The organism is Collinsella aerofaciens (genome assembly GCF_001404695.1).
GTDB classification, from domain to species: Bacteria; Actinomycetota; Coriobacteriia; order Coriobacteriales; family Coriobacteriaceae; genus Collinsella; species Collinsella aerofaciens_E.
On the sequence record NZ_CZAQ01000007.1, the window covers coordinates 33,738 to 44,907 of the forward strand.

Genomic DNA, 11,170 nt, shown 5'->3' on the forward strand with positions numbered 1-11,170 from the left:
AGCAACGGGCACCCAACCCCGGGGAGGGCCGACAGGCATCGGCCCTCCCCTCTTTTGGACCCGCGCATATTGCCACTTGTCGGCGCAAATCCGGCCCTCAGAATGGGACACATGGCCCACCCTAGCGAGCCGTCCACGCGTACAGTAAAGGCAGGTAATCCATGGGCGGTTACAGATCGAGGAGGACACGACCATGAAAAAGAAGGCCTTTGCGATTCTCACACTCTGCATCAGTCTCCTTGCCGCGGTTGCCCTGGTGGGTTGCGGCGGAAGCGGCGGCGCTACCGGCAGTGGCGGTGGCGGCGGCGCAGAAAAGCCAGCCGTGGATATGAGGACCGACTTCATTTGGTTTAAGGTCGAGGTGCCCGAGGGCGTCGAGATCACCGACGTTGCCGGCGACACCGCCGACAGGGCCCAGTTTAAGTTCACCGAGAGCGAGCACGCCAGCGATCGCTTCATCCCTGTCTTCGACTCTGACAAGAACGCTGACGAGCTGTTCGACTACGAGGCCAAATGGAAGGCCAACTTTGAGTGGACCGAGAATGATCCCGTCAAGTACAACGGCAAGACTTGGCGCAACGCTTCCTATACACACTCGGGCGGCGTAACGACTGAGTACTTCACCGAAGCAGGCGGCGGCAGCGTTTACGTGAGCATCGACAATGTCGAGGAGCACAAGGACGCCGTCGAGACCATGATGAAGTCTCTGGAGTTTGCCGATGACATTGCCAAGGCCAAGACCGAGGCCATGGACGTCAAGCTCGACGATATCGAGATCAAGCGCTAAGCGACTGGCGAGCGCAACGGGAAACACGAGCGCGGCGCAAGCAGGCGACGGTGACCCAGCGCTTCGTACCCAGGGAGGGCCGGTAAACCGACCCTCCTTTTCTTATGCCGATAGCCGGCGAACGCGAGGGTGCCGGGCGGCAAAACCACCCCCAGCGCGGTAGCAGCACAAATAGACAAGCGCCCCAACGCGTCCGCCCGCCGATTTATGGCGCCACGCAGACAATTAAGCCAACACGTTTAGACATCCGGGCAGTATAGTGAACAAAATGAGTGCATAACCGCACCCTGCGAACGGAGGAGTTATGACCGAACACCACGCCATCAGCCGTCGAGCATTCACGTTGGGCCTAGGACTCGCAGCATTGTCGCCATTTGTAAGCCTGCCCGAAACCGCGGGATTGGGCCTTCCCGTGCGCGCGGCATTTGCAGAAGACGCTGCCACAGCGTCAGTCAGCCTCGACAATTTCGTCATTCGCCTTCGCCCCGCGGGCTATTTTCGCACCGCGAGCGTCAACCAAGACGGCAACGTTCGCGGCAACGTCTGCCACCTGTTTAACGACGGCACGTCCAGCAAGCTCATCCTTGAGAACGTAACGACCAAGAATGACGATACAAACTGGTATGCTATCCGCACCTTGCTCAATTTCGAAGAGCATAAAAAGACGGGCTACAGCATTTGGTCGGTCGACGACGACTCGGACAAAGATGGAAAGGTCATCCACGTATGGGGCGGCGAGTATGACAACAAGCCCAGCCGCGCTTTTGCGTTCGAGCGTCAATCAAACGGAACCTATATCATCCGAGACCGCACGGTCGAGAAAGAAACCGAGAAAAAAAGACATTAAGTACCTGGCAATAGAATCGAACGGCGAAGACCAGGACAACAATAAGATCTGCCATAAGAGTAAGAGCATTCCGTGGGAGCTCGAACTTATCGGTTACGACATGAAAAAGAACGATGCCACGGTTAGCAGCCTCGACTGGATCACGTACAGCAGCTACGTCGATGGGCCATGTTGGATGAAATACGTCGACGACAACAAGTTCCTCGACGAGCTGAGCATCCCGGGTACGCACGATTCGGGCACCTGCAGCGTGGACAACGACACTGAGCCCCAATCCTCGCAAGTAAAATGCCAGCAGGATTACATTCCCACGCAGTTGCTCGAAGGCATTCGCTATTTTGATATCCGGCTCGGAAAGGGCGACGACCCCGGTATCGACCACGGGGATTACTACCTGCTCAAAAAAGACGCGTACTTTATGCATCTTTCCGATGTCATAGGCTACTTCAAAACGTTTTTGAACGAAAACCCGACAGAAGCGCTCATCATGCTTGTATCACGAGGCAACGACGAGGCTACCGACGAAAGTGTTACGACGGCTTTCGCCAAGGTTTTGGACGACAACCCCAAACTGTTCTATACGTCGAGCCGAATCCCCACGCTACACGAGGTGCGCGGAAAGATCGTTCTGCTGCGTCGATTTAGGCTCGCCGGCAACAGTGTAAGCGGCCACACGTGGGGCCTCGACCTTACCGAATGGGATGACAAGATCAAGGCGCATTCCGGAAAGTCCATGTGCCTCGTGAAATACGAGCAAGGCTTTGAGGCTGCGGGCAATACGGGCGGCAAAGAGCCCTATAGCACAGCGGTATATGCCCAAGACCATTACAACTGCACGGGATCCAGTAAGACCGACTGGGTCGATATGGCCCTGAAGGCAGCGTCCGAATTCGAGCGCAGCACCGTAGATATCACTGCCGCGGACGGGACAACGGTGCAGGCAACGGAGCGCTGCTGGTTTATCAACTACACTAGCTGCACGCAAAACAACCCTTTTACCGCAGCGCGAGTGGTCAACGAGCACCTGTACAAGAGCTCGTATATAAACAATACCGGAGTTGAGAGCACAAAGGCGGACTGCCGCAAGCACATTGGCATCATCGCATCCGACTTTGTTGATGCGGCACTGGCCCGGAGCATCTACCAGCGCAATTACAACGATGCGCAGCACAAGCAAACCGTTTCGTGCTATCTCCCGACCCGCATGCGCATGACGTACGGCGACTCGCTGAGCGATGCCTCTCTCCAAGATGGCAAGACCGTTGGCGAGGGCCATTTCCGCCTTGTCGACAGCAGCAACGTACTCAACGTAGCAGCCTCGGGACATGCGTTTGCCATCGAATATGTGGATGTCGACGCCCTGGGCAACGAGACTGTTACGGGGCTGCAGGGCCCTGTGCCCATCGATATCGATCCACGTGCGCTGACGCCCCATTTTGAGGGACTCGAAGGCCTTAAGGCCGGCGAAGACGTGCGCGCCAAGATTGCGGCATCACTCGAGGGCAAGCTCGAAACCGATGCCTGCACGGCCCAGCTCGAGTTTGTGCACGACGCGGACGGCGCTCCGGGCACGACAATGGCCGAGGGCGAAACATTTGCCGCAGGGACGTACTGGGTGCGCGTGAACGGTCTCTTGGGCAACGCGGCGCAGAACTACACGCTCGCCAGCGACGGAGCCGCAAGCTTTACCGTAGCGGCCTCGGGCAGTGCGGGCGGCACCGGCAGCGACACGGGTTCCAACGCAGGCGGCGCCGACAAGAACGGCAAGAGCAACAAGAGAGACCAGGGCAAGAGCTCGGGCGGAAAGCTCGCCAACACGGGCGACGGCTCTGGCGTTGCCGCCGGGCTCGCTGCCGCCGCCGTGGCGACAACGGTCGCAGGTGCAGCAATGCTTGCCAGTGACCGCGACAATACCGAGGACGTTAACGAATAGGCAAGCCAGTCTTTTGGGCGCATTAACTCAATCGGGGCGCAGAATACCGTTCTGCGCCCCGATTTTTACCTTGGCCCGAACGCCGCTATCGGCTACATCACCATGTTCAGAGCTTTCACAAATTCCTGGGCCTTCGCACGGCTACTCAGGCTAAAGACGCAAGCGGTCAACAGCCTGTTACGCAGGAAAACGTCGCGACCCTTGATCCTGTTGACCCCCGTGATGTCCTTAAGGTAAACAATCTCGGTGTGCTTGCCACCAAACGCGCCCTTCTTGAGCACCTCAATACGGTTAGGGTAGATCTTGACGTCTTTAAACCTACCCGAGCCCTTGTCCTGAAACAGCAAGGTGTTGTTGTCCATGCATGTCACTCCCATGGGGTTCGTGAAAACTGTCTCTATTACCAAATTTTAGTCACCGCAAGGCCCCCATGCGAAGTTGCCAGACAGCGCAGCGATTCGTGTCCGTACGAGTCTTTAAACTAAATGCAATAAAGATGCGTCCTCAAGAGGAAAGTCGGGCGATATTGATGAGTGAACTGGTAAACCGCGGGGAATCGACAATCGTGCCCGAAGGTTTTTACAAGCAGGTTTCCTCGATCCTCAACGCCGCTCGCGACAAGGCCTATACCGCCGTTAACTTTGCGATGGTTGAGGCATATTGGGAGATCGGCAAGAGTATTGTTGATGAGCAGGGCGGAGAGGAGCGCGCCAAGTATGGAGAGGCGCTGCTCAAGGCCCTCGCAATCAGACTTACCAAAGATTTTGGTAAAGGTTTTGAAGCAAGAGAGCTGCGTAAAATGCGTCAGTTCCATCTTGCATTTCCAATTCGGGACTCACTGCGTCCCGAATTGAGCTGGACACATTACCGCAGGTTAATACGCATTCCTGACCCCGAAACTCGAACATGGTACATGAACGAATGCGCCGATTCTCGCTGGAGCACGCGTCAGCTCGAACGCCAGATCAACACCATGTTCCGAGAGCGCCTACTTGCCAGCAAGGACAAGGAGGTCGTCACCCAGGAAATCCAAAAGAGCACCCCGGTTCATCGCCCCGAGGATATCATCCGCGACCCATATGTGCTGGAGTTTTTAGGTTTCTCGGACGATACTGCGTTTCGCGAGAGCGATCTAGAGCAGGCGCTCATCACACATCTTCAGAAGTTCCTGCTGGAGCTTGGCCGTGGCTTCGCTTTCGAGGCGCGCCAAAAGCGCATCACCTTTGATGGGCGCCATTTCTATATTGACCTTGTTTTTTACAACTATCTGATGCGCTGCTTCGTGCTCATCGACCTTAAGACCGATGACCTTACGCATCAGGACCTGGGCCAGATGCAAATGTATGTGAACTACTACACGCGTGAGCTCATGAACGAAGGCGACAATCCGCCCATAGGCATCGTGCTCTGCGCGGACAAAAGCGATTCGATCGTCGAGTATACGCTGCCCGAAGACAACGACCAAGTGTTTGCCGCCAAATACCTGCCGTATCTTCCAAGCAAGGAAGAGCTGGCGCGCGAGCTGAGTGCCGAGTACCGCGCCATCAACGAAGCGACTAATGGCGAAGCGCAAGGGTAGCAGCACGTTGCGACCGATACCCCCGACGGAGTTTCATATCCCCCGACATAAGAGGAGCGCTCCATGACAGGCAGACCGAAAACAACACTGCGCGACTGCATCTATGGGCTTGCCGTCGGCGACGCGCTGGGTGTTCCCTACGAGTTCAGGCCCCGCGGCACGTTCGAATGCGCGGACATGATCGGCTACGGCACGCATGGGCAGCCCGCCGGCACCTGGAGCGACGACACATCTATGACGCTTGCTACCTGCGACTCGATTAGGGAGCTCGGGCATATCGACACCGCGGACATGAGCGACAAGTTTGTGAGCTGGATTGCCCGTGGCGAGTATACGGTCGACGGCGTTTTCGATTACGGCGGTACGACCGCTCGCGCCCTGCGCACCGGCAAAGGAGGCTCCGGCGAGCGCGACAACGGCAACGGCTCGCTCATGCGCATCGCGCCCCTGGCGTTCACCGATGCGACAGACGAAGAGATCAGCGAGGTCTCCGCGATTACGCATGCCCACAGAACGTCAACCGACGCATGTATCATATTTGTCGAGCTGATAAGAGACGTGATGAACGACGTGCTCCCCTCGTGGGCGCTCCATCTGAAAGGCGTGCCTGAGCAGGAGATCAGGTCGGGTGGCTTCGTGCGCGACACGCTTAAGGCAGCCACCTGGTGTTTCGTCAACACTAACAGCTACGAAGATTGCGTGCTTGCCGCCGTCAACCTAGGCGACGACACCGACACCACCGCAGCCGTCGCCGGCGCCCTCGCCGGCACGGCATACGGTCTCAAAGCCATCCCGCAGGAGTGGATCGACACTCTGCGCGGCAAAGAGCTGATTGAGAGCTGCCTGTTTTAAGGCGCCATTCAAGAAATAAGGCAGGAGGCATCATGGAGAGGAAGATCGCAAATATAGACGAGTTCCAAGTGGACGAAAACGGGATTCCGCTATTTCCAGTAGGACTGAAGGAGGAAGCCAGCCTCTATGTCCTCCCCGACGGGCGTTACCTCCCCTGCGGGGTCTACAGGACCGCGGACGGCGGTTCGATCATTTATGAGCCATCCGAACTAAGCTTCTTCGGGCAGATGCTTGCTCAATTCAAAGAGAACTAGAGGCTTGATTGCCCGTTAGATCGACACTGCTCCAAGCCATGGGGCGGGTAGGATGTCTCCCGCCGCGGCCTGTGAGGTAGAATTACGACTGCCGCGGAATCCGCCTGCGGGCAACGCTCCGATCTCCGATTGGGGTGAAACCTATGAACTTGTTTCTTGAAATCCTGCGCCTCTCGATGTATGTAACCGGCATCGTCCGGAACCTCTACTCGATCTGGCGGGAATATAAGCAGTAACGGATAGCGAAGGGAGTCATGCAAAGGGCCGGTCGCACCCGGCCCTTTAGACGATAGTACCTGCGTTGCCCGCGCTTCCAAAGTTGACCGACTGAGGAGCGGGTTCCGCGGCACATCCTGATTTTACCCAGTGGCAAGGCTCTTTTACAGCCGTTCCACCGTTTATTTACATCCGCCAATCAAGACGAGGCTACTACGCACCTTTATTACACACGATGTTTTCAGCCTGGTATAAACAAGTTCAATAATAGAATGCAAATCCAACCATCGTGTCTGATTACGAAAGGATTATTGCCTTTTCTGCAGCAAACTCTTCCTCGGTAAGTACTCCACTCTCACGCAGTGCTGCAAGCCTCTCAAGCCTTGCAACTACATCAACCACTATCCGCCAGCGTCTCAATAGTCTGTGAAACCTGCGGATACCGCTCGAGCTCCTTCGATAGGGCATCGACTATCTTGGCAATATTCTTTGCATTTTTGCCCCCGTTTAATACGTTTGCCCTGACCTTAGATGACGACTTGACAGTAACGCCAGATCCGCCTTCAACTGGAACAACCGAAATACTGATATTTTCGCCCCAAGACCAAAGGCTCATACCAATCTCGGCTGCAACTGTTCTTGTTGTGGGCGATGCACTATCAACTTTTACTTTAGGCAGCTTTTCCATAGCTGCCTTCAAGGCATTAAACGTGTCGTCAGGAGAATACGGTACCTGAAGCTGAAGCTGCTGATCCGCAAAACCCATAATCTGGCCTCCGCTTCTTACAAGATTAAGGCTATCGGCAATGGTAGCACGTTCCCAGCAGTCTTAAGTTCGTCTCATGACCTTGCGATGCAGCCCGACGCCCCGGCACCACTCCCCTACTTACCAAAAATCGCAGCGAACAATCCCTTGCGTTTGGGCTTTTCTTCTCGGTAGGAACCCTCAGCTGCCGCTGCAACCTGGCGCGGTTGCTCGCCACCTCCACGGCGCACGATCTGGTATAGGAAGGGCGATTTAACGTATTTGACCTCGATGGGCGTGGCATGCACGGTACTTTCGCCGGACAGATGCAGACTCGGATTGAGCGACGCCACCACATGCGTCTCGCGCTTGTCGCTAAACACCACCGCTGCCGCGCGGCTCGTCTGGCCGTTTACGGCAATGCGCACCTGCTCGCCATCGCGGCTGTCCGTCGCCGGACGATCGACAAAGTACACCGGCACCATCACCAGGCCGTCCTTATGCTTGCGGGCCTTGCGCGCCCAAGTGCGGATGCTCTTTTTATTGAGCCCCAGCACCGCCTCGGCATCGTTGCCGGCAATGTCGAGCGCCAACTTATCAATGACCACCTGGTCCTTGGTAGACGCATCGACGGAGACAACGCGAAAGTCACCTTCCTGCATGGCCGGGTCAAACGGCCCAACCTTGGCAAAGTCCCACGGCTCCAAAATGCCCATAAGGCGAACATCCAGATAGTTTGCCCGCGGATACGCCCAGTCGAGCACCTCGTAGTACACCAGGGTTTCCTTGCTCAGGCCCTTGCCCGGGAAGCTCGCCATCATACGCAGGTCCGCCAGCGCCATGGGGAAATAGAAGAGCATCATGTCGTTTTGGATTGCGTCTTCCACCTCGTGCCCGGCAAAGGCATCCGGGTACTGGCGCACCAGCTGCAGTGCGTTGGCACGTGCCTGCTGCGGTGAGATTTCGCAGGGAATACCCTGCTCCGGCACATACTCCGCACCCACGCCCATGGTCAGACGTTTGCTAAACGTACCGGGCTTGAGCAGGTCGGCAATGCCGATCTTGTTGCCGCAGGACGGGCACTCAAACACACGCTGCGTTGACTCGCCCTCAAAGGACGCTCCGCAGAAGGGGCAAGGAATGCTCACATGCGTGGCCTCTTGGAACTCCTGCGCCGTGCCGCGGTCCTCCCACAGCAGATGTTCCAGGACCGACTGATTGCGCCAGTGCGAATTGAAGAAATACCAGTCCGGGTCCTCCGGGCGCTCGAGTTGCGACACATGCGTGAGCTTGAGCAGTCCATCCACTACCGTCAACGGCGTATGGCGAATGCCCAAAGCGCTCTTGGGCTCTCCGGCGTCCGCCTGCCACGGAATGACCGCACCGCAATAAGCGCACTCAAAGCTGCGCTTAGCTTGGTGCGAGTACATAGGGCCGCCGCAGTTTTGACATTTAATGGCAAACATCTCGTCCATGGAAACGTCCTCCTTTGCACAAAGCTGTCGACATTAAGTATGTCGAGCAAACAGGCACATGCCCATACCCATGTGGCCCAAAATGGACCACCCAGGCAGACGAGAAGGCTCGCTCGTTAGCACCGGCAGACTATTGCTGCATTTTCTGAGCATCGGTGCACGGCGCCCCCGCGCGAGCTACACTATCCCCTTAAACATGATTGTGAGGACGACCGCTATGCTATTTGTAAATCGGCTGGTACATACGCTTGTTCCCGGCAGCGAGAGCGAGCCGGTCGATGCATCTTGCCGCACCAACGCGGGCTTTTCCGCAAGCCTCGTCTGCATTGGCCTCAACATCACCCTGTGCCTGGCCAAGGGCATCGCGGGCCTGCTCGCCGGCTCCGTCTCCCTCATCGCCGACGCTTTCAACAACCTCTCCGATGCCTCGAGCAACATCGTAAGCCTGCTCGGGTTCCGCCTTGCCAGCCGCCCGGCAGACGAAGGCCACCCCTATGGCCACGGCCGCTACGAGTACCTAGCCGGTCTGTTCGTCGCCGTCCTGGTTTGCGCCGTCGGCATCAACCTGATCCTCGAGTCGGTCACTAAGATCATCAAGCCTTCCCCCACTGCATATTCGGTGCTCTCCTTAGCCGCCCTCGTCTTGTCCATGCTCGTTAAGCTCTGGATGGCCGCGTTCAACCGCACGTTGGGCGACCGCATCGACTCGGAGACGCTCATCGCCACAGCACAGGACTCCAAAAACGACGTCATCACCTCGGGCTCGGTCCTGGTGGCGGCGCTTATTTCGCAGACGACCGGCTTTGACCTCGATGGCTGGGCAGGCCTGGGTGTGGGCATCTTCATCTGCATCAGCGGCCTGGGCCTGGTGCGCGACGCCATCAGCCCGCTGTTAGGACAAGCGCCCGACCCCAAGCTCGTCCAGGAAATCCGCGACAGGATTATGTCGTACCCCCAGGTCTTGGGCACACACGACCTCATGGTGCACGACTACGGCCCCGGTCGTCAGTTTGCCAGCGCCCACGTGGAGATGCCCGGCGAGGGCGACGCATTTGAGCACCACGAGATTTTGGACACCATCGAGCACGATATCAAACGGCAGATGGGCATCGGTATCACGCTGCACTGCGACCCCATCGCCACCACCGGCGACGACCTACGCGGCTGGGTCAAGCGCGGCGTCATGCAGATCGACCCCGCGCTCTCCATCCACGACCTGCACGAGCACGACGGGTTCGTTTCGTTTGACCTGGTGCGTCCCGACGGCTTTGACATATCCGACGAGGAGCTGCTGGAGCTCGTCACGCGCATCGTGCACGAGCGCCGGCCCGACGTCTCGTGCGTCGTCACGTTTGATTCGGGCTTTAGCTCGCCCGAGCGTCCGGCCGAGCAACTGTAGCCCGCTTAACAGCTAGTTTCCCTGCGCGCCCGAGATGCCGTTTTGCAGTGCGTTCCAGGCATCCGTCGCCATATCACCCAGGTTCTGAGCGGTGTCGCCCAGGTTCTGCGCCGTGTCGCCCAGCTCTTGCGCTTTGTCTCCCAACTCCTGTGCCTTGTTGCTCAAGTCCTCCAGCGTATTGGAGCTCGAGCTGTCGGTACCGCTTTGGCCGCCGGACGAGTTGCCCGAGCTGTTCTTGTGCGTGAGCTGAATTTCGAGGTTCCCGCTGTCGTTATAGTAAGCAGAAGTAACGATCCAGTTGGCATCGACGACGGGCGTTGAGCCATCATCAGTCAGGACCACGGCATTCGAAAGATCGGCGCCGCGCGACTTGAGGATCTTCTTGGCGTTGGACCAGTACTGCCCCGGGATATCGCTCAGATCGACGGTGCTAGACGAGGCGGACTCGGTTTGCTCAACAGTGGCATCGGCCGTTGAACTCCCTCGCTTGTTAAGCATGCCCGACACGATGGCAAACACAACCGACAGCGCAAAGAAGATCGCCAGCACGATGAGGATCTTCTTGATCACGCTCGACGAACGCGACGGCTTCTTCTCCTCGTCCTCGCCATATTGCGGAATCGACTTGGGGTACTCGCGATACGGCTCGCGCGACTCGTAGCGAGGCTGCGCCGTGCGAGGCATATACGTCGTCTGCTGAGGCTGCGGAATGGGATTCTGCGGCAGGTTGTCATAGGGATTCGGCGTCGAGGCAGCATAAGAATCCTGCGGCGCGTAATCAAACGGATCCGGAGCTGCGTTGCCATAGGGGCCTTGCGAAGATGTAGCGTACGAATCCTGCGCCGTGTCGCCATAGCCCATAACCCGGGTGGGCTCGGCAGAAGGCTGCGTCGCGGCGGGGTCGGTATAACCGAGGTTGGGAACAACGCGGGTCGCATCGGCGCTATCGCCAGCCTGCGCGGAACCGTAGCCGCCCATCACGGTTGTCTTGTCCTGATCCATGCAACGATTCCTTTCCGTCGCGCGTGAGCATCAAGTTATCCATGCATTCTACCCGCGCAAAAGCCTATGATGGGCAGAGCC

At 57.6% G+C, this 11,170-nt stretch carries 12 protein-coding genes; 7 read left to right on the forward strand and 5 right to left on the reverse strand.

What is annotated here, in order from left to right:
- Positions 1-193: 193 nt before the first annotated feature.
- The 3 genes from AQ996_RS02955 to AQ996_RS02965 all read left to right on the forward strand — a co-directional run bounded on the left by AQ996_RS02955 (position 194) and on the right by AQ996_RS02965 (position 3,567).
- Positions 194-787: a hypothetical protein gene (locus AQ996_RS02955; protein WP_055250912.1), complete on the forward strand. Its 594-nt coding sequence runs from the start codon at positions 194-196 to the stop codon at positions 785-787.
- Between the two features lie 304 nt (positions 788-1,091).
- Positions 1,092-1,634 (forward strand): hypothetical protein, encoded by a 543-nt coding sequence (locus tag AQ996_RS09910; protein WP_172674595.1) that lies wholly within the window; start codon positions 1,092-1,094, stop codon positions 1,632-1,634.
- A gap of 100 nt (positions 1,635-1,734) precedes the next feature.
- The gene (locus tag AQ996_RS02965; RefSeq protein WP_055250916.1) at positions 1,735-3,567 is read left to right on the forward strand and encodes a phosphatidylinositol-specific phospholipase C; all 1,833 of its coding nucleotides are present in this window, start codon (positions 1,735-1,737) and stop codon (positions 3,565-3,567) included.
- 92 nt (positions 3,568-3,659) lie between these two features.
- Here the strand turns inward: AQ996_RS02965 and AQ996_RS02970 are convergent, their stop codons facing one another.
- Positions 3,660-3,929: a hypothetical protein gene (locus AQ996_RS02970; RefSeq protein WP_055250918.1), complete on the reverse strand. Its 270-nt coding sequence runs from the start codon at positions 3,927-3,929 to the stop codon at positions 3,660-3,662.
- 167 nt (positions 3,930-4,096) lie between these two features.
- Here AQ996_RS02970 and AQ996_RS02975 point away from each other — a divergent pair, with 167 nt between their 5' ends.
- The 3 genes from AQ996_RS02975 to AQ996_RS02985 all read left to right on the forward strand — a co-directional run bounded on the left by AQ996_RS02975 (position 4,097) and on the right by AQ996_RS02985 (position 6,252).
- Positions 4,097-5,146: a PDDEXK nuclease domain-containing protein gene (locus AQ996_RS02975; RefSeq protein ID WP_216594988.1), complete on the forward strand. Its 1,050-nt coding sequence runs from the start codon at positions 4,097-4,099 to the stop codon at positions 5,144-5,146.
- A gap of 63 nt (positions 5,147-5,209) precedes the next feature.
- Positions 5,210-5,998, forward strand: coding sequence for an ADP-ribosylglycohydrolase family protein (locus AQ996_RS02980; protein ID WP_055250922.1), 789 nt, complete (start codon positions 5,210-5,212; stop codon positions 5,996-5,998).
- 32 nt (positions 5,999-6,030) lie between these two features.
- Positions 6,031-6,252 carry a hypothetical protein gene (locus AQ996_RS02985; protein ID WP_055250924.1) on the forward strand — a complete coding sequence of 74 codons (222 nt, stop codon included), beginning with the start codon at positions 6,031-6,033 and terminating at the stop codon, positions 6,250-6,252.
- 513 nt (positions 6,253-6,765) lie between these two features.
- Here the strand turns inward: AQ996_RS02985 and AQ996_RS10210 are convergent.
- The 3 genes from AQ996_RS10210 to AQ996_RS02995 all read right to left on the reverse strand — a co-directional run bounded on the left by AQ996_RS10210 (position 6,766) and on the right by AQ996_RS02995 (position 8,688).
- On the reverse strand, positions 6,766-6,936 hold the full coding sequence (locus tag AQ996_RS10210) for an SHOCT domain-containing protein (protein WP_082435498.1): 171 nt from the start codon (positions 6,934-6,936) through the stop codon (positions 6,766-6,768).
- Positions 6,863-7,234, reverse strand: coding sequence for a DUF1499 domain-containing protein (locus AQ996_RS09755; RefSeq protein ID WP_055250926.1), 372 nt, complete (start codon positions 7,232-7,234; stop codon positions 6,863-6,865). Before AQ996_RS09755 ends, AQ996_RS10210 begins: the two co-directional genes overlap by 74 nt.
- A gap of 116 nt (positions 7,235-7,350) precedes the next feature.
- The gene (locus AQ996_RS02995) at positions 7,351-8,688 is read right to left on the reverse strand and encodes a TFIIB-type zinc ribbon-containing protein (protein ID WP_055250928.1); all 1,338 of its coding nucleotides are present in this window, start codon (positions 8,686-8,688) and stop codon (positions 7,351-7,353) included.
- A gap of 217 nt (positions 8,689-8,905) precedes the next feature.
- Between AQ996_RS02995 and AQ996_RS03000 the strand changes: the two genes are divergently transcribed.
- Positions 8,906-10,087 (forward strand): cation diffusion facilitator family transporter, encoded by a 1,182-nt coding sequence (locus AQ996_RS03000; RefSeq protein ID WP_055250930.1) that lies wholly within the window; start codon positions 8,906-8,908, stop codon positions 10,085-10,087.
- A gap of 12 nt (positions 10,088-10,099) precedes the next feature.
- Here AQ996_RS03000 and AQ996_RS03005 read toward each other — a convergent pair whose 3' ends face one another.
- Complete coding sequence (locus AQ996_RS03005; protein ID WP_055250931.1) at positions 10,100-11,089, reverse strand: hypothetical protein; 990 nt, start codon at positions 11,087-11,089, stop codon at positions 10,100-10,102.
- Between the last annotated feature and the right edge of the window lie 81 nt (positions 11,090-11,170).